The following is a 17,465-nucleotide window of genomic DNA, read 5'->3' as shown; positions in this document are numbered from 1 at the left end:
AGGCTGCGGCAGCCTCTGCTTTTCCTTTTGTTATTCCGCTGTAGGATCAATATTGCATTCTTCAAGCTTTAATACTTTGGTTTTGTACTTCCATTTGTATCCGAGCCAAATCGCAAGGAAGAACGGAATTCCGATATAAGAAGCAAGCATAAACGTCCAGTCTACCTTGCCGTCCGTAAAGGCGCTGAAGCTTTGACCGATAATGACGATCATGCACATGACGCCTGCCAGAATCGGACCAAACGGATACCAAAGCGAACGGTACGGCAGATCCTCTACATTCCGGCCTTGCGCCACATAAGCTTTGCGGAACCGGTAATGGCTGATGGCAATGCCGAGCCATGCGATAAAGCCCGACATACCGGATGCGTTAAGCAGCCAGATATACACTTGTCCATCGCCGAAGAAGGAGGCCAGGAAGGCCAGCATGCCAATCGCTGCCGTAGCAAGCAGCGCATAAACCGGAATGCCGCGTTTGTTCAGCCTCGCGAAGATTTTCGGAGCTTTTCCTTCTTTCGCGAGCACCCATAACATACGGGTCGAAGCATACATGCCCGAGTTGCCTGCCGACAATACCGAACTCAGAATGACCGCGTTCATGACGGAAGCGGCGATGCTGAGGCCGGCCTTTTCAAAAATGATAGTGAAAGGACTAGCCGCTACGCTGTCATCCGCAAGCGTGTCTGTCGAGTATGGAATCAACATTCCTACAATAAATATCGCCAGGATGTAGAACAAGAGAATTCTCCAGAATACGCTGCGGATTGCACGCGGAACGTTCTCGCGGGGATTCTCCGATTCCCCTGCCGCAATACCTACAAGCTCCGTTCCTTGGAACGAGAATCCTGCGGCCATACAGATTCCCAGAACCGCAAGCCATCCTCCCGAGATCGGAGCGTCGCCCGCCGTAAAGTTGCTGAAGCCAACCGCGTCGCCTTTCCAGATCCCAACGATCATTAATAAGCCGATACCTATAAATACAATGACGGTAACGATCTTAATCATGGCGAACCAGTATTCGGATTCCCCGTACCCTTTGACGGACAACAGATTAAGACCAACCATTAAAGCCAGGAACAGCGCACTCCATAAGAAGGAAGGACTGTCAGGAAGCCAGAATTTGATAATCAAGGTTGCGGCGGACAGCTCTGCCGCAATCGTAATAGCCCAGTTATACCAGTAGTTCCAGCCAAGCGCAAAGCCGAGGGATGGATCCACGAATCTTGTTGCATACGTACTGAACGTACCGGATACCGGCATGTAGGTCGCCATTTCGCCAAGGCTGGTAACAAGGAAGTATACCATAATGCCAATGATGAAATAACCAAGCAATGCGCCGCCCGGACCCGCGTCATGAATCGCTCCGCCGCTCGCCAGGAATAACCCCGTCCCGATAGAACCTCCCAGGGAAATCATCGCCATATGCCTGGACTTCAGGCCTCTGCGTAATTTGTTCTCTTCTTTCACGAACTCATACTCCCCTTATCTACGTTTCCAATAATGTCCCATAAATAGCAGCGATATAAACGCAAAAAAAGCCGCCTCTCTTCGCAAAAACAAGAAAGACCGCTTCATCTTCCCCACTTCCAATATCAAGATAGCACAACATATTGCCGTTGATTACAAGCAATATGACAGTTCCGTTCCTGTTCGGAAACGGCCCCAGCCTGCCACGGTCAGTATACCGGACGGCTTCGGCGATGCTGCCTTTCAATCGGGATCGGCGGTCTTACTGGACCTCCCCTGATCTACTCATCAACTACGCGACCTCTACCTCATCGAATTGGATGAGGATTTTACTATTTAGTTGGACTGACATTGTCTTATAATAATGACCTCCGCCCAAGAAAGCAATGGATAAACGAACCAATTTCCCGCTTTGAACAAACGTTTAAGGTTTACGCGAGAGGAGTCGGCAGACCGTTTACATAATTTCACTTTACGATACCCAAACCCACGAAAAAGGCAGCCTGGATTGGCTGCCTTTCGCTTCCCTTATCCTTTAAGAAGTTTTCCGTTAAACAAAATATTCAATGTGCGAACAAAGAGCACCAGCAATACGATGCTCAGCAAAGCGAGTACGATTACGGCAATCACGGTTAACGGCCATGCATCGGTATATAGCGCGTATTTTAAAGCCGCATTGCTAAGCGCCGCCATCGGGAAGCTTACCCCCCACCAAGAAGCGCCAAACGGTATCGTTTTTTTGAACACTTTAAAGAACAACACAAGGAATAAAAACAGACCAAAGTAAAACAAAATGGATGCAAAGGAATCAACCCGCTGCTCGAAATTGGTGTAACCGAGAAATCCAACCTCGAACGGCGCAATCATAATAATCATGGAAGGCATTAAACCAGCCGGCATCGGGGCGTGATGGATCAGTCGGGATACAATCAAAGTGAAGTAGACTAATGCAACAACCCCGCCAATGGCAAGGGATAGCAAGTTGATTTCGCGTGCCCAGGGAAAGGGCATTTGCCCGCCGGCAACCGAAATATCCAGGGTTCCCACCACGGGAACCAGCAAGGCTGGAACCATATTTTCCGGGTTGTAATTTCCGTTCAGCAAGCGCGCTACAAAAACAAAACCCAGTACCAATGCCAATACCGTCCCTATCACCCAAATCGCTTGTCCTGTCGCTTGGCTGTAGCTTCCGATAACCGAGGAAAGCAGAAGAATGGCGATCGTAATCGTACCAAAGAAATTTCCCATAACGGGATGAATAAATTCATTTTTTACTTTCTGCGGATACAAGACCCACTTTACCAAGTAGCTTATGCTTAGCACGATAAAGATTGCTATGGCCAGAATCCCGCATACGTCAGCGATAACGGTAGAGGTACCCAGCAGCCGGTTGGCTTCTCTCCAGGCGAGAGACAATCCGGATATCCCCATAACCGATGCGAATAGATTAACGGGCAAAAACTGAATGGAACCAATGCTTCTTTGTTTCTCAACGGCAGTCATGGATTGCATGAAACGGACACCACTTTCTGTTTATTTAATGCGGAGTGCAATCTGCTGCGCCGATCTACGATCTCCTATTGGCCCATTTTATGAAAATCGCAATGATTGATCAATATCGTTGTTTCTATCGTTATGATAGATAAAATAAATGATCGGTATAAATCCTTCCTGCGCCGTCAATACTTGGAACACCTTTGCCAGGAAACGGAGAACACCACATGCGAGCAACCGAGAAAATTACGGGAAATCAACTAGGCTTCTTAATATTTACGTTCATCATCTCGACGAACTTATTAACCGTTCCTTCCTTTATGGTTATGTTTGGGATGCAAGACGCATGGTTGTCCGCCCTGATCGCGCCTATTACGGGAGTTGTTTGCATCCTCGTGATGATTGAACTCGCGAAACGATATCCGGGACAGACCATCACGCAATACAGCTCGAAAATTCTAGGTAAAGGCTTAGGGAAGTTGGTAGCGGCCAATTACGTTTATTATTGGTTTGTATCCATTACGACCATTACGATGCAGCACACGGGATTCATCAGCACGTTACTGCTTCCGACAAGCCCTACCCTTATCATTAGTCTGACGTTTCTCGTCATTTGCGGACTGGCCGCTCGCCTTGGCATAGAAGTTATTGCCAGAAGCACCGAATTCCTGACCGTATTACTTCTCGTTTTTTTCATACCGCTTTTAATTCTTACGATAAGAGAAGCTAATTTCAACGAAATTAAACCGATTTTAAGCGGTGGCATCTATCCGGTCCTTCGTGGAGCAGTCAACCCGGCAGGAGGCTTTATGAATCAGCTCTATATATTGGGATGGCTCCTTCCCTACTTAAATCAGCCTAAGGCTGCCCGTAAAGCTTCATTTGTTGCGCTCTCCGGCATTACTTTGCTCTCCGTAAGCATCGTAACCCTTACGATTATGATCTTTGGTCCGCTTACGAGCAAACTAACTTATTCTTTTTTGAGCGTTGTCCAATATATCGGAGTCGAGGGCTCTTTCGAGCGGCTGGAGGCGATTGCGGTTTCCACGTGGGTGATTGGTTGTTTCGTAAAAGTTTCGGTGTCCATGTTTATTTTAAGCCTCTGCGTAAGTCAGCTGTTTGAGCTGCGCAATAACCGAAGCTTGATTTTTTCACTCACGCTGCTGTCTCTGGTTGGATCCGTCTGGATTTTCAAAAATAACGCAGAGCTTCTCAATTATCTGGCCTACACCTTTCCTTTATTGGGTTTCATTAATCAAAGCCTAATCCCTGTATTGCTGCTGTTGATTGACTCGATACGAAAAAAAGGGACGCGCTCAATGGTTCAATAAACGCATACCGATTGGTTCAAGCCAGATTTGAAAAGCGAGGATAAAGCTCGGCACCTTTACATGAGCCATCAGCAAGGAGCCAATCAGCATGGAAACGACCAAAATCCCCCCGCAAACGACGACTTCCCTCGTCTCTTCCTTTGCCCGCAAGGACTTAAAATGATAAATGAAGCAAACGATCACAAAAAGCACGTAGACAATTATATAGGCAGTCAATGTTTAATCTCCTTCTCGGTTAATTGCAACGGAGGACCGGCCATTCCGGCTCCGCCAATCGAAAGCTTCACGTCAACGGTGATGTCTGCCTCGGAAAACTTGCTGTCCCATTGCGTTTGAACAGCTTTCCATTCCTTCGGCTTATTCCGGTAAAGCTCCCGCCCTAATCCGACGGCATCCGCGGAAAAGCGCTTCTGAAGCTTCATAACCGCATCCTGAATTTGTTTTTCCGCTGCCTTCTCCAATGCCTGTTGTACGAGAATTAGATTTTGCGGTCGTGTAACATCCAGAGTCGAATTATTCTCGACAAGAGCACCTTTCGCTTGCAACAGGATCTTGAATTTTATTTTATCTCCTGTTATATCCGATTTGATGGAGCGGTTGGCATGAGTAACAATTATCCCCACATTCCCTTTGCCATCAGGCAGTTCGGAATTGATTCTGCCATCCTCCATATGATCTCTTGCCCAATTTAAGCCATCCGTCTCGTAACTATTCAACAGACCGACTAATTTCATGTTTTTAAACACGGCAGTCCCTGACAGCTTGAACACACTGGTTTTACTTTTTCCGGTGCCTTCCGAATCCGTCTCTATAACCCCCATGATCGGATAAATCCCCTGACTGGAAGACGCCATGAAGAAATCCCGCAAGGTTACCGCAATTTCGCTTTGCTCGATTTCCATCTCTTTGACCGCTTCCATTGGCACTTGGTCAAAAGGATATTGCGCTTCCAGAACCTGTCTTGCTTCTCCCCCTTTTACAGCCATTATGTACGTTCTCAGACGTTGGCGCGGATCATGCGCGAATACGTCAAGGACATCGTTAATCCCTTGCCGGCCGAGCGATTCGCCAATAAATATCACGCTGCGGTGAGAGGTGAACAGCCTTCGCGAGCTCTTCTTCTGAATCTTCACAAACGCTTCGCTGACATTTTTTCCAGTGGCAGACAAGACGAAGAACTTTTTGGGCTGATCGCTCGTCCCTGCCGACTGTGAAGCGGAGGGTATCGCAAATTGCAGGGTCAACAGACTTTCCCCGCTCTCTGTCAAATCAAACGCAGACCCCGTAATAAAGGCAAGATCATTGATTTCCGTACGGTCCCAACAACCGTTAGTTAGGAGGATGGGCAAGATCAAGCAAATTCGCAGCAATCGTTTCATGTCGGATCCTTTCTCTTTCTTCGCGACTTGCTAGCAGCTACTTTCGCTTATTACGGTCGGGACTTGGCTTTTGTCCGGCCGGTTCTCGAACCGGATCGCTCATTCCTGTCGCCTGAGGCCTGAATCTTCTCGCCCAGATAGGTGCTCGAATAAGGATATCCTTCAGATTGGTCATCGTTATCGGGCCAAGCGGCGTCATATACGGAACGCCAAACGAACGGATCGAGGCGACATGCAATACGATGCATAGAAATCCGAGCACAATCCCGTAAAGACCAAGCGTTCCCGCTAAAAACAAGATCGGAAATCGCAGCAGCCGGATACCGCTCGAGAAATTAAAACGAGGGATGGCAAATGTGGCGATACCCGTTATGGATACGATAATAACGACGGGAGCGGATATAATCCCCGCTTGCACGGCAGCCTGTCCGATAACTAATGCTCCTACGATACTGAGCGCTTGTCCGATCTGCTTGGGCAGACGAATGCCCGCTTCCCTCAGCGCTTCAAAGACAATCTCCATCGAGAGCGCCTCGAACATGGCTGGGAAAGGCACGGCCTCCCTGGAGGACGCAATACTCAGCACCAAATTTGTCGGAATCATTTCTTGATGGAAGGTTGTTATCGCCACGTATAAGGAAGGAGCAAAGATAGCGATGAAAATGAACAAGAAACGAATCCAACGGACAAAAGTGGCAATTGGCCACCGTATGTAATAATCCTCGCTTGCTTGGAGTCCTGTCCAGAATGTCATGGGAACGATTAATACAAATGGGGTGTTATCCACAAGAATGGCTGCTTTTCCTTCCAGAAGCTCGGCAACTACGACGTCCGGGCGTTCCGTGCTATGGACTTGCGGAAAAGGCGAGTACGGCAAATCCTCGATAAATTCTTCAATGTAGCCGGAATCGAGAACGCCGTCTATCTGAATTCGGGTTACCCTGCTGCGAACTTCTTCAATGAGCGAATCCTCGGCAATTCCAACGATATAGGTTATGACAACTTGCGTTTGCGTTAATTCACCGATTACGACGGACTCCATCTTTAGCCTTGCCGTTTTCAGTCTACCCCGTATCAAGCCGATGTTCGTTGCTATATTTTCAATAAATCCATCCCTAGGACCGCGGATAACCTGCTCCGAAGATGGCTCTTCGAGACTGCGATGTTTGACTCCGTTTGCCTTGACCAGCAAGGCCTGGCTGTCCGAATCCGTTAAAACGGCCGCGTAACCGTCCAATAGTTGACGAACAATCTCCTTCACATCAGAAGACAGCTTTGTCATTCCCGCGGAGATGATCGATTTACCCAGAGCCTCAGCTCCGGAAGAATTACGACCTTGCTCTTGCTCAATATTGCCCTCGAACAAAGCTTTCAGGATATGATCGTCAATCAGCTGTTCGTCGGCAAGACTCGCGAGATAGACAACAAGAGATTCTTGTCCGGAGTAACATACTTTGCGGAAAACCATATCGGAGCAGTTCTTGAATATGGCTTGGAACATCGCCTCGTTTTGATCCAAAGCAGAGGACAGATCGACATACTCGATATCCTCCGGAGATCCTTCAGCTATGAATGGATGCTTTGGTTTAGCCTGCATCCATTTCTTGAACCGTTTCACTCCAATGCCCCCTTCGCAGAACCTTCGTTTAGTTATATCTTCCCAATTATTGCCTCGCTTTATTCGACAAAAAAGACAAGAAACCATGAAGCTCTGCTCCATGGTTTCTTGTCTTCCGCTTAATAAATTAAGTTCGTGCGGCAAGCACCGCATGTCTCTTCGTGAACTGGCGATACGCAGCCGAAAAGCACATTAAAAAGCCTGTCGTAACAAATACGCCAACCGGAAATGCCCATGTCCCCCAATCAGGGACGATAAGCGGCATTAACGAAACGCCGAAGGCAACAGGTACGGGAGTTTTGAACAGTTTGCAGAGAATGAAGGTAATGAGCACGTTTATTACTCCGACCCCTATAATGGAACCCGGCATTAAATGATAAACGCCAACGGACAGTATAGCCGTAACGGTCAATACGGATAGACGGGGCGATATCATCTTCCAATGGAACTTCTCCGTATGGAACAGCTCGAAAATGAGCGCGAATACGGGCGGAATGATGAGTACATTCAATTTGGTCGAAAAAGCCAGTCCAATCCAAAGAGCCAGAATCAAGGTTATGATAACCGTATCCTTTACCTTGCGAACGTCACTTCCGGACAACTTGTTCGGATCTCTGAATTTAAAGGCGGCAGCCATAATCACAAAGGTAAAGATGGCTGTCGAGATTGCAAATGTATAATTGTGCAGCCCAAGAAAAATCGGCAATAGCGCTGCGGGAATCGTTGGTCCAAAGTTAACGCGGAATACATGCATCAAAATGACGATAATAATTAATCCCAACCAAATCTTGGGCAAAGGCGGCATCGACAAGAAGTTCATCGAAGTTCCGATAAAGGCGCCTATCGTTGGAGAAAGCCACAAATGAACGGGATTTTTAACCCAATGCGGTACGGGAAACACCATAACTCCCATAGCCATGCCGGCGATTTCGGGGAATAGAATATCCCGCTGATGAGAAGCCACGGCAACCGCTAGCATTAGAAAAACTAATAGGTATGCCGATAAAAAACGTCCGGATTTAAATGCCTCCCAAAACATCTCCATTCCTCTCCTTTTCAATATCGCTTGCTTTCGGATTCTCCAAGGCATAATTATTCCTTAATATCCGCCAGCTGTTTACATCCTATACTAGTTCGGGAAATCCACGTCCGGCGGCGGCATTTGAATGAAGGAGCAATGGGCTCGAGAATGTTTTTTGCCTCTTATCCATACATACTCTTGATCATATTTCTCCAGTAAACCTCCACCGGTATATTTCTCATTCCGAATAACCATCACGTATTGACCGAAGAATAAAGCATTATCAAAATGAACGTCAAATTGAAGGTTATTAGAATTCATTTTATCCCATCCCTTTCGTGTGGCTCCTGCCCTGCAACCTCATTCTATGAAAGATAATAAGATTGATCAATATCGGTGTTTCTATGAAAACGATAGATGACTTCAATCATTAACCACGGAGCATAGCCGTCATCCCCGTGCGGGTTAACTCTACAATGCCGTATGGCTTCAGCAGCTCTATAAAAGAATTTATTTTTTCTTGGTCTCCAACCACTTGGATCACTATATTTTCCGAGCCTATATCGACAATGGAAGCCCGAAAAGGTTCAACGATGCTTAATATTGCCGGATCAGCTTTATTAACGGAACTTACCTTGATGAGAGCCAACTCGCGGTCAACCATCGGATAGGCGCTTAATTCGACGATTTGCACGACATCGATTAATTTATTTAATTGCTTTTTGACTTGCTCCAGCGTGTTGTCATCACCGTAAGTCGCAATAATCATTCGTGACAGCTCCGGTGTCTCCGACTGGCCAACCGTAATGCTGTCAATATTGAAACCGCGACGACTAAATAAGCCCGTGACTCTCTGCAAAACACCCGGATGATTGTTTACCAGTACCGAAAACGTGCAGCGTTTCATGCTTCATCCCCCATAATCATCTCATCTATTGTCGAACCCGGGGCAACCATCGGATAGACATTCTCTTCCTGACTGATCGTAAAATCTATAACGACTGGACCGTCGATTTCCAGAGCCTTATTCCATACTTCAATAGCTTCCTCTTTATTCGTTGCTCTAAAGCCTTTGACACCGTAAGCCTCAGCCAGCTTTACAAAGTCCGGACTGCCGGATAGGTTCATGCTGCTAAACCGGTTATCATAAATGAGTTCTTGCCACTGCCGGATCATGCCCAGAACCTGATTATTCAATATAACGATCTTCACCGGAAGATTGTACAAAGCGCAAACCGCAAGCTCCTGCGCGCACATTTGAAAGCCGCCATCACCGTTAACGGACACTACGAGCCGGTTCGGATTGCCGATCTGCGCCCCTATTGCCGAAGGCAGGCCAAAGCCCATCGTACCAAGTCCACCCGACGTAATGATCGAACGCGGATGCATATATTTGTAGAACTGCGCGGCCCACATCTGGTGTTGGCCGACATCCGTCGTAATAATCGCTTCGCCGCCGGTCGATTCGCTAATCATTTCGATAACGAATTGCGGTTTTAAAGTAACGTCCGAGTCGGTGTAACGAAGCGGAAAGCTGTTTTTATTTTCTTTAATCTGTTCGAGCCATAATTCTGATTTGGCGGGAGCGGCAGACAGGTTTGCTTGTTGAAGGATCGTTTTTACGTCGCCAATGCACGGAATCGCGGTCGATAAGATTTTGCCAATCTCTGCCGGATCAATATCGATATGCGCGATTGTTTTGGCTTTTGGAGCAAATCCGTTCGTTTTCATCGTTACCCGGTCATCGAAGCGTGCTCCGATACTGATGAGAAGATCGCAATTTTGCAAGGCTGTATTGGCCGTATAGGTTCCGTGCATGCCTGGCATGCCTATCCATAGTTCATGTCCGCTAGGAAAACCTCCTAACCCGAGCAGGGTCGTTGTAACCGGTATCCGCGTTTTTTCAGCAAAAGCAAGCAATTCCTTCGAAGCATCGGAGTAAATGACCCCTGCCCCCGCCAGTATGACGGGCCGTTCCGCTTCTTCAATGGCTCGAAGCAGCTTGTCGATTTGATTGGAATCCGGCTGTGTATCCGGTTTATAGCCTCGGATTTGGGGAGTATCAAGCGAATACTCAAATGTGGTTAATTGGCTTGTTACATCCTTGGTAATATCGATTAATACCGGTCCCTTCCGCCCCGTCGATGCGATATAAAACGCCTCATGAATGATCCGGGGCAATTCCTCGATATCCCGTACCAAATAGCTGTGCTTCGTAATCGGCATCGTTATTCCGACAATATCCGCTTCCTGAAACGCATCCGTACCGAGCAAGGACGAAGAGACGTTTCCTGTAATCACAACTAATGGAACCGAATCCATATTGGCTGTAGCGATTCCTGTCACCAGATTGGTAGCCCCGGGACCCGAAGTCGCAAAACAGACGCCAACTTTGCCCGTTGCGCGAGCATAACCGTCCGCAGCATGGATGGCGCCTTGTTCATGCCGCACCAGAATAGATTTGAACTCCGGAATATCCAGAATCGAATCGTATATGTTCAAAATGCTGCCACCTGGATAACCAAAAATACACTCTACCCCTTCAATTAGCAAACTTCTTAGCAAGACTTCCGAACCTGTCACTCTATCATTCATAAAAAGCTCGCCCATGACATTTATCCTCTCTCTCCACGCCTAAGTTGGTGATATCCTTTAGGTTTATTAGCAGTGACTCCTGTTGCCTGATTGTATGAAATTCAGAATCATTGATCAATATCGTTGTTTCTATCGTAACGATAGATAGAATTAATCATTATTTCGTTGAACAACAAAAAACCGCCCCTGAACAAGGGCGGTTCGATATAAATAGATTAGACGGAAGGCTGCTGATCCCGGAACGCCTGCTTCACGCGGATTAAGGACGCCACATTACGCGTTGTTATGGAATGCACGCCCCATTCGGCGTATTGGCGCATGAGCGCTTCATCCTCAACGGTCCATGCGTATACGGGCATTCCAAGTCCCGCGGCATACTCCACAAACTCCTGCCGCAAGATTCCGTGATAAATATTCACTCCGATGCAGGAAGCTTCGCGGGCATCCGCGCAGGTTTGAATCATCGCTTCCCGGTAAGGCAGGGTCTTAAACAATTCGACGTTGGTGTTAAGCAGCTTGCTCATTTCCGGCTGCAGCCGCTGCGCGAGAAGCGCCCGCTCCCGCTCGCAGCCGGAGAAGAAAGCTTGCCGCGACAGGCCGAATTTGTGGACCAGCGCCGCAACGGGCTCAATCGCCGCATCAACCTTCAAGTCCAAATTCACGATTTTACCGGAAGCTTGTACGAGGGGCAGAATATCTTCCAGCTTAAGGAGCGGCGGCACGGTACCTTTCCCCGACTCGGCATGCCATTCGGTTAGCTCCGAGTAACTCCTGTCCGCTATATTCACATGAAACCGTTCAACGGTAAGCCATTCATCGTCATGCGCCAGCACGGGAATCCCGTCCCTGGTCACCCGGATATCCTCTTCCACCACGTCGGCGCCAAGCTCAAGCCCGATTTGGACCGATCGAAGCGTATGCGCTTCCGTGTTCATGCTGCCTGCATGAGCCGTAATCAGCGGAAAACTTTGCGTCATTCCCGTCACACTCCTAATTACCGTCTTTCGTTCATCATAAGCTTATTCGGATTCCGCGTAAATCGCATTCGTAAAAGCAATCATCGTACGCATACCGCGTACGTTTCCTTTTAGCTCTGCCCGAACCCAGTTTAATCCCTTACCGGTAATTCCGAAGCGATATTGCTCCTGCTCCGGACTCGCCGGCTGCTCGCCAATAACGCCGAGGTTGCTCGTCAGCGCGATCGAATATCGAGCTTCGGGAAATGCCCAATAGCCTGCCCTAACCTGAAAATCAATGTTTACGACAGCTTCGTAGCTAAGGCTTCGCTCCTGCTCCGGTACGCAATCGCCGATCGTATAAACGATCTTGCCGGAATGTAGCTCCAGCGTCACTAACGGTCCCATGGTCACCGAAGCTTTCCCTGCGGCAAGCGCGCGTACGGCTTGTTCCGTTAAGCTGCCTTCGGTTTCGTCGAGCTGCAAATACGTCACCGGCAACGGTTCATCCGTCAGTTCCTGCGCATGCCAATCGCGGCCCGAAGTTGCCGCAATCCGGAATCCGTCGTTCAACCGATCGGTCCATAGACGAAACGCTCGGGCATTATCCGTCTTAATCGACGGGAACGTACCCGACCATACCTCGATATAATCCAGCTGGTTCCAGTCTCGAATTTCAAACTCCCAGAAGCAGCCCGTGCACATCGGATTACCGATGCGATAAGGATGTGCCATCCCGGCAATCCCGCCAAACGCATGAACCTGTTCAATCCCCTCGTGAATATCGCCCGGACCTGCGGGACGCCAGTCCACAAATTCCGTTAGACCGATCGTCACCATATGTCCGTAGAACGTCGTCCATTCCATGCCTGAAATAATGGTCAAGCCGGTCTCCTGCTCTACACTCTCCCGATCCTTCAAGCCCGTCATCGTATTATGGTCGGTCAGCGCCACTGAGTCAAAGCCAAGCGCCTTTGCTCCTTGCGCAAGCTCCAGCAAAGATTGCCTGCCGTCGCTGTGGTTCGTATGACTGTGCAGCTCACATGCCATCCAGCGCATTCCATTAAGCCTCCTCATGATGAATTCGCAGGCGGTATCGGCAATGATCCGTTACAATCTCATGAAGACTTAACGTAACGCGCCACAGCCCTTCGCTCAATTCGCCGCTGACGAAACCCGGAGAAGCATCCTCGCCTGCGATCAACAGCAACTGCTCCGGATTATGCCGATGACCGGCTCCGCGGTGCCGCTTGGGGTCGTCGACCGAAATTGTAATCAGGTTTTTAAGAGGAAGAAACGATTCCCACTTTTCCAATAATCGAGCGCACTGCGCCTGCTCCGTATACTTGTTGATGCCGGCCGCGATTAACGGATGAGCTTGCTCGCGGTCCTCGAGATTTTTAGGCTCGTAAGAGAAGCCGATCCAAAGCTTGCCTCCCTGCCGATCCAGATGAAAGCTGTAGGCAATATGCGTTTTGGAGCATACCGGAGTCACCTGTCCCTCCGCTTCCAGAACAAGACGTTTCATTAAGAACGCGCCCCCTCTTCCTTAATCATGCTGCGAATGTAGAAGTAGCCCATAAACGAGCAGAGCAGGAAGGTGAAGAATGCGAGTGCGGAAGCCTGCTCTTTTTCCTGAAACACGCCGAATATTTGCTCCATGGACACGCCAAGCATTTGCGGTGCATTAGGTCCAAGCAGGAACGGCGCGGTGAACGAACCGATTACGCCCATAAAGACGAAGGTTACCGCCACAAGCAGCGTTTTGTAAGTGAGCGGCACGATAAAACGGATGAAAATGCGAAGCTTCCCCGCACCTACGTCTTTTGCGCTTTCCATCACCGAGTCCGGAATTCCCGCCAAGGCAGAGCCAAGCAGCATCGTCGTGAACGGAATGTTGAACCACAAATTAGCGATAATAATGCCTTTCATATCGAAAATAAGGCGCGGAATTCCGCTTCCTCCAAACAACAGCACCCACCGGGCTACCCAGCCGTGGTTGCCTAACAGCTGAATCAAGCCGTACGTCGCAATAACCGACGGAATAAACATCGGGATCATGTACATATTCCGAATCCACTTGACTAACTTGCCTTTGTTGAAACGCATGTAAGCTGCTAGCGCATAACTAACGATCAGCACGATAACGACCGATATAACCGTTACTTCCAGCGAAAATACGATATTGGAGCGCATCAGCTTGTCGGTGAATAAGAACTTGTAATTCGACAGGTCCATGCCGCCCTCTTTGTTGGTCAAGCTTTCTTTGAACGAGACCGCGATTGGGATGACGACCGTGAGGAACAGCAGCAGAAAAGAGGGGATGACCAGAAGCAATCCCAGTATCCCCATTTTCACTTGTTTTTTCATCATTGCGCCGCTACGTCGCTTTGCCAGCGTTTGTTGATTTCATTGCCCAAATCGCCGATGTTGAACGTCCGGAAGCCTTCAGCCACGCCTTTGAAGGAATCCTGAATGTCCTGCGGCATGTTTGACAGCTGGATGCCAGGGAAGCCGTGCATCTTGGTCACCACAACCGCTTGCGCTTCCGGCGACAAGACGAAGTTCAGAAACTCGTTAACCGCGTCTTTCTTATCGGACAGCTTCGGTACCATCAAGTAGGTCGGGCCGCCGTTGAAGCCCGGGGTAATTTGAGCGATTTTCGTCGTAGCCGGAAGCTGGCCGTTACCGATTTGCTCAAGCGCCATGTCCGACCATGCCGGGATCATGTCTACTTCGCCGCTGATGAGCAGATCCAGCGTGCCTTGGTTTTTCTTCGGATAAATGCCTTTACCGTAAACGTATTTGCCGAGGTCCTTCAGCGTATCGAATCCTTTGTCCCATTCCTTCTCAACGCTTGGGTCGGAATTATGAATCGCATCCTCTGGAAGCTTGTCGTACAGCGTTGTTGTCACAAACGAGCTGCCGGCTCCGCCCGTGGAAGGATCGTTGTAAGCGAAGCGTTCCGGATTCGCTTTAATCCAAGTGAACAACTCATCCAGCGTCTTCGGAGGCGTCGGCACCTTCTCGCTGTTGTATGCGAGCACCACGGCGGACGAACGATACGGAATTGCCAGGTTGGATACGTCCTTCATCGTATTCGCGTCAACGGAAGCAAGGTTGCCGATTTTAGCCGGATCAAGTGTTTCCCACAGATCGTCCTTTTGCCCTTGGGTTACGTTGCTTAGCCCGTCCTCGTACAGATCGATTCCGCCGGAGCCTTTGCCTGCCTGCTTCGCAGCAAGAATGCGGTCATACGTCGGCTGCGCGCCTGTGCCGGATGGAATATACACCTCTTTAACCTTAATGTTCGGATGATCCTTTTCGAACATCGGTATAATCGTATCCCATAGATTTTTTACGTTCTCGGAGCCTGTAAAGTAAAAGCTGAATTCGACTTGCTGGGCAGATGGATTCGCCGAGGCCGTATTCGTCGCTCCGGGGTTTGTTCCGCCGGCATTGGCAGTATCCGAATTATTGGAGTTCCCGCAACCCGCGAGAAGAGCAGCGGTAACGGTTGTTACAGTCAGTAAAGTAAGGGTGGATTTTTTGCTTAACATGCTTATTTGCCTCCTTGGCATTGAGGAATTTTTGTTCTCGTTCGAGATGCGATTTGCTTAAACTTCCGGATACGCAATGACTTTCTTGAAGCTGATGTAAACCTGGTCGCCTGAATTCAGCTCCTTCACGGCATCCCGCGGCTGAAACGCCCGAATGACGCCATACTCCGGTAATTGGATCGATACTTCGGCATAATGGCCTAGAACCATAATCTGCTTGACGATACCGGGCAAACCCTCTTGGCCATGACTTGACAGCATGACATCTTCAGGCCGGATTGCCAGCCATACTCCGCCGGACAACGATTTCGAATTTGGGAACTTCATTATTCCTACCATTACTTGACCTTCCGAAACCACCCCTTTCAAAAAGTTCATTTTGCCGATAAATTGAGCGACATACAGCGTGTTCGGATGATCGTAAATTTCTTGCGGCGATGCGATTTGTTCGATGTTGCCGTGATTCATGACGACAATCCGGTCGGAAATCGACAGCGCTTCTTCCTGGTCATGCGTAACGAATACCATCGTAAGACCGGTCTCCGCCTGAATCTCCCGCAGCTCTTCACGCATCTCATGCCGAAGCTTCGCGTCCAGCGCCGAGAATGGCTCATCGAGCAATAGAACGGCGGGTTTCAAAAGCAGCGATCTGGCAAGAGCAATACGCTGCTGCTGACCGCCCGAAAGCTGGCCGGGGAATTTATTCTCGGCATCCGGCAAACGTACGAGCTTCAACACTTCCGTAACTTGTTTGCGGATATCGGCTTTTTTCACCTTGCGTATTTTAAGACCAAATGCCAGATTATCGAACACGGTCATATGCGGCCATAGATTGTAGCCTTGGAATACCATTGAGGTCGGACGTTTCTCCGGCGGCGATTTGAGCACGCTCACCCCTTCGATGAGAATATCGCCGGAATCCGGCTCTAGAAAACCGCCAATGCTGCGCAGTACCGTCGTTTTGCCGCAGCCGGAAGGACCAAGCAGCGTAACGAGCTCACCTTTATGCACATCAAGCGAGATCGAAGTAACCCCTTCGCCGGTGCGGTATCGTTTCGAAAGCTGCTGCACGGATAGCTGGATTTCCCGGCTGCCCCGAACCTGGTGGTTTTCTTGCTTTCCCTGCTTACCTTGAATACCTTGATTTTCTCGAACATCTTGAATGCCTTGAACCATACCCGTAATAGCCTCCTTTGTCGTGCGAGAATTGCCTTGTTACTTCAATGTGAACCCGCTGGACATGACATCCGCGCTAACGAAACGTTTGGCTGCGAGCAGCAGAATAATCGTTGGTGCCGTCAAAATGATGGAAAACACCGCGCCAGCAAAAGCGGGATAATCGCTGATAATCGAATACATGACGATCGGCATCGTTTTGTAATTCGGGATGCCAACCAGGAACGTGCCCTGCGCTTCGTCGAGCGAGTTAAGGAAAGTGAAGATGGAAGCGACAATGATGCCCGGCAGTGCCATCGGCAAGGTGATCTTAAGAAATACGCGGAACGGACCAGCTCCCACGTCTCTAGCCGATTCTTCCTGTGCTTGATGCACATTCCGGAAAGCGGCCGTCGGAATCCAAGTCATAAACATAAGCACGTTGATCATATGGATCAGGACAACGCCAAGCAGCGTATTCATGAGTCCAAGCTTGTAGAAGAGCACCGCGATCGAGACATACAGCCCCATCTTAGGGAACGCATGGGTCAGCAGAAACGAGAACAGGAAGAATCGGCTGAACGGAAACCGGATGCGGGCGAACGCATAGGCTGCCGGAATGCACAATACAATAGACAGCCCTGTTACAATCGCGGCGATCATGAAGGACAAGCCGATTGACTGTGGGATGTCCTCCTGCTTGAAGACGAAAGCCCACCATTTCATGGACCACTCCGTTGGCATAACGTCCGGATAACTCCATTTTCCGGTGAAGGCTAGAATAGCCAAGTTCAGAAGCGGTCCTAAAAAGAAGATGACAAAGACGACAAGCACGATAAATTCAATGATTTTCCTTGTTCCAAGTGCCTTGAAATACCAGCGCATGAAG

The 17,465-nt window shown here is 49.0% G+C and carries 17 protein-coding genes and 1 riboswitch; of the genes, 1 reads left to right on the top strand and 16 read right to left on the bottom strand.

The genetic code is table 11. The annotated features are described in order from the left end of the window. Positions 1-30 precede the first annotated feature (30 nt). Positions 31-1,422, bottom strand: coding sequence for an amino acid permease (locus ACR9FF_RS14490; protein WP_435172115.1), 1,392 nt, complete (start codon positions 1,420-1,422; stop codon positions 31-33). 168 nt (positions 1,423-1,590) lie between these two features. Continuing rightward, a riboswitch (Lysine riboswitch) is annotated at positions 1,591-1,781 on the bottom strand. 214 nt (positions 1,782-1,995) lie between these two features. Next, complete coding sequence (locus ACR9FF_RS14485) at positions 1,996-2,979, bottom strand: SLAC1 anion channel family protein (RefSeq protein WP_435171862.1); 984 nt, start codon at positions 2,977-2,979, stop codon at positions 1,996-1,998. A gap of 209 nt (positions 2,980-3,188) precedes the next feature. On the opposite strand from ACR9FF_RS14485, the gene ACR9FF_RS14480 reads away from it, so the two are divergent. After that, complete coding sequence (locus tag ACR9FF_RS14480; protein WP_435171861.1) at positions 3,189-4,292, top strand: GerAB/ArcD/ProY family transporter; 1,104 nt, start codon at positions 3,189-3,191, stop codon at positions 4,290-4,292. Here ACR9FF_RS14480 and ACR9FF_RS14475 read toward each other — a convergent pair. The 14 genes from ACR9FF_RS14475 to ACR9FF_RS14410 all read right to left on the bottom strand — a co-directional run bounded on the left by ACR9FF_RS14475 (position 4,278) and on the right by ACR9FF_RS14410 (position 17,461). After that, positions 4,278-4,508 carry a hypothetical protein gene (locus ACR9FF_RS14475; protein ID WP_435171860.1) on the bottom strand — a complete coding sequence of 77 codons (231 nt, stop codon included), beginning with the start codon at positions 4,506-4,508 and terminating at the stop codon, positions 4,278-4,280. The genes ACR9FF_RS14480 and ACR9FF_RS14475 overlap by 15 nt on opposite strands. After that, entirely contained in the window at positions 4,505-5,671 is a 1,167-nt protein-coding gene (locus tag ACR9FF_RS14470) for a Ger(x)C family spore germination protein (protein WP_435171859.1), read from the bottom strand. The genes ACR9FF_RS14475 and ACR9FF_RS14470 overlap by 4 nt, the downstream gene beginning before the upstream one ends. 37 nt (positions 5,672-5,708) lie before the next feature. Next, the gene (locus ACR9FF_RS14465; protein WP_435172113.1) at positions 5,709-7,268 is read right to left on the bottom strand and encodes a spore germination protein; all 1,560 of its coding nucleotides are present in this window, start codon (positions 7,266-7,268) and stop codon (positions 5,709-5,711) included. Between the two features lie 148 nt (positions 7,269-7,416). Continuing rightward, the gene (locus ACR9FF_RS14460; RefSeq protein WP_435171858.1) at positions 7,417-8,328 is read right to left on the bottom strand and encodes a hypothetical protein; all 912 of its coding nucleotides are present in this window, start codon (positions 8,326-8,328) and stop codon (positions 7,417-7,419) included. A 90-nt stretch (positions 8,329-8,418) separates the two neighbouring features. Continuing rightward, on the bottom strand, positions 8,419-8,631 hold the full coding sequence (locus ACR9FF_RS14455; RefSeq protein ID WP_201005144.1) for a hypothetical protein: 213 nt from the start codon (positions 8,629-8,631) through the stop codon (positions 8,419-8,421). Positions 8,632-8,740: 109 nt separating this feature from the next. Beyond that, complete coding sequence (ilvN, locus tag ACR9FF_RS14450) at positions 8,741-9,217, bottom strand: acetolactate synthase small subunit (protein WP_201005142.1); 477 nt, start codon at positions 9,215-9,217, stop codon at positions 8,741-8,743. Beyond that, entirely contained in the window at positions 9,214-10,920 is a 1,707-nt protein-coding gene (gene ilvB / locus ACR9FF_RS14445; RefSeq protein WP_435171857.1) for a biosynthetic-type acetolactate synthase large subunit, read from the bottom strand. The genes ilvN and ilvB overlap by 4 nt, the downstream gene beginning before the upstream one ends. Before the next feature lie 200 nt (positions 10,921-11,120). Then, positions 11,121-11,882, bottom strand: a complete 762-nt coding sequence (locus tag ACR9FF_RS14440) for a glycerophosphodiester phosphodiesterase (RefSeq protein ID WP_435171856.1) — start codon at positions 11,880-11,882, stop codon at positions 11,121-11,123. A gap of 42 nt (positions 11,883-11,924) precedes the next feature. Next, a complete protein-coding gene (locus tag ACR9FF_RS14435; protein WP_435171855.1) occupies positions 11,925-12,920 on the bottom strand; it encodes a CehA/McbA family metallohydrolase in 996 nt (331 codons plus the stop codon). Between the two features lie 4 nt (positions 12,921-12,924). Next, positions 12,925-13,389, bottom strand: a complete 465-nt coding sequence (locus tag ACR9FF_RS14430; protein ID WP_435171854.1) for a hypothetical protein — start codon at positions 13,387-13,389, stop codon at positions 12,925-12,927. Further along, on the bottom strand, positions 13,389-14,231 hold the full coding sequence (locus ACR9FF_RS14425; RefSeq protein ID WP_435172111.1) for an ABC transporter permease: 843 nt from the start codon (positions 14,229-14,231) through the stop codon (positions 13,389-13,391). The genes ACR9FF_RS14430 and ACR9FF_RS14425 overlap by 1 nt, the downstream gene beginning before the upstream one ends. Then, positions 14,231-15,421 (bottom strand): extracellular solute-binding protein, encoded by a 1,191-nt coding sequence (locus ACR9FF_RS14420; protein WP_435171853.1) that lies wholly within the window; start codon positions 15,419-15,421, stop codon positions 14,231-14,233. The genes ACR9FF_RS14425 and ACR9FF_RS14420 overlap by 1 nt, the downstream gene beginning before the upstream one ends. A 57-nt stretch (positions 15,422-15,478) precedes the next feature. After that, positions 15,479-16,504, bottom strand: coding sequence for an ABC transporter ATP-binding protein (locus ACR9FF_RS14415; RefSeq protein ID WP_435172109.1), 1,026 nt, complete (start codon positions 16,502-16,504; stop codon positions 15,479-15,481). Between the two features lie 132 nt (positions 16,505-16,636). Further along, positions 16,637-17,461 (bottom strand): ABC transporter permease, encoded by an 825-nt coding sequence (locus ACR9FF_RS14410; RefSeq protein WP_201005123.1) that lies wholly within the window; start codon positions 17,459-17,461, stop codon positions 16,637-16,639. Positions 17,462-17,465 lie beyond the last annotated feature (4 nt).

It is taken from the genome of Paenibacillus glycanilyticus (genome assembly GCF_051200795.1).
In the GTDB taxonomy this organism is placed as follows: Bacteria; Bacillota; Bacilli; order Paenibacillales; family Paenibacillaceae; genus Pristimantibacillus; species Pristimantibacillus glycanilyticus.
The sequence above is the reverse complement of the archived record's forward strand: the minus strand, read 5'-3'. Positions and strand labels throughout refer to the sequence as shown.

Excerpts from the sequence above, each read along its gene's own strand:
- ACR9FF_RS14490 (WP_435172115.1), bottom strand. The coding sequence starts at position 1,422 with ATGGCGATGATTTCCCTGGGAGGTTCTATCGGGACGGGGTTATTCCTG.
- ACR9FF_RS14485 (WP_435171862.1), bottom strand. The coding sequence starts at position 2,979 with ATGCAATCCATGACTGCCGTTGAGAAACAAAGAAGCATTGGTTCCATT.
- ACR9FF_RS14480 (WP_435171861.1), top strand. The coding sequence starts at position 3,189 with ATGCGAGCAACCGAGAAAATTACGGGAAATCAACTAGGCTTCTTAATA.
- ACR9FF_RS14470 (WP_435171859.1), bottom strand. The coding sequence starts at position 5,671 with ATGAAACGATTGCTGCGAATTTGCTTGATCTTGCCCATCCTCCTAACT.
- ACR9FF_RS14465 (WP_435172113.1), bottom strand. The coding sequence starts at position 7,268 with ATGCAGGCTAAACCAAAGCATCCATTCATAGCTGAAGGATCTCCGGAG.
- ACR9FF_RS14460 (WP_435171858.1), bottom strand. The coding sequence starts at position 8,328 with ATGTTTTGGGAGGCATTTAAATCCGGACGTTTTTTATCGGCATACCTA.
- ACR9FF_RS14455 (WP_201005144.1), bottom strand. The coding sequence starts at position 8,631 with ATGAATTCTAATAACCTTCAATTTGACGTTCATTTTGATAATGCTTTA.
- ilvN (WP_201005142.1), bottom strand. The coding sequence starts at position 9,217 with ATGAAACGCTGCACGTTTTCGGTACTGGTAAACAATCATCCGGGTGTT.
- ilvB (WP_435171857.1), bottom strand. The coding sequence starts at position 10,920 with ATGGGCGAGCTTTTTATGAATGATAGAGTGACAGGTTCGGAAGTCTTG.
- ACR9FF_RS14440 (WP_435171856.1), bottom strand. The coding sequence starts at position 11,882 with ATGACGCAAAGTTTTCCGCTGATTACGGCTCATGCAGGCAGCATGAAC.
- ACR9FF_RS14435 (WP_435171855.1), bottom strand. The coding sequence starts at position 12,920 with ATGCGCTGGATGGCATGTGAGCTGCACAGTCATACGAACCACAGCGAC.
- ACR9FF_RS14430 (WP_435171854.1), bottom strand. The coding sequence starts at position 13,389 with ATGAAACGTCTTGTTCTGGAAGCGGAGGGACAGGTGACTCCGGTATGC.
- ACR9FF_RS14425 (WP_435172111.1), bottom strand. The coding sequence starts at position 14,231 with ATGAAAAAACAAGTGAAAATGGGGATACTGGGATTGCTTCTGGTCATC.
- ACR9FF_RS14420 (WP_435171853.1), bottom strand. The coding sequence starts at position 15,421 with ATGTTAAGCAAAAAATCCACCCTTACTTTACTGACTGTAACAACCGTT.
- ACR9FF_RS14410 (WP_201005123.1), bottom strand. The coding sequence starts at position 17,461 with ATGCGCTGGTATTTCAAGGCACTTGGAACAAGGAAAATCATTGAATTT.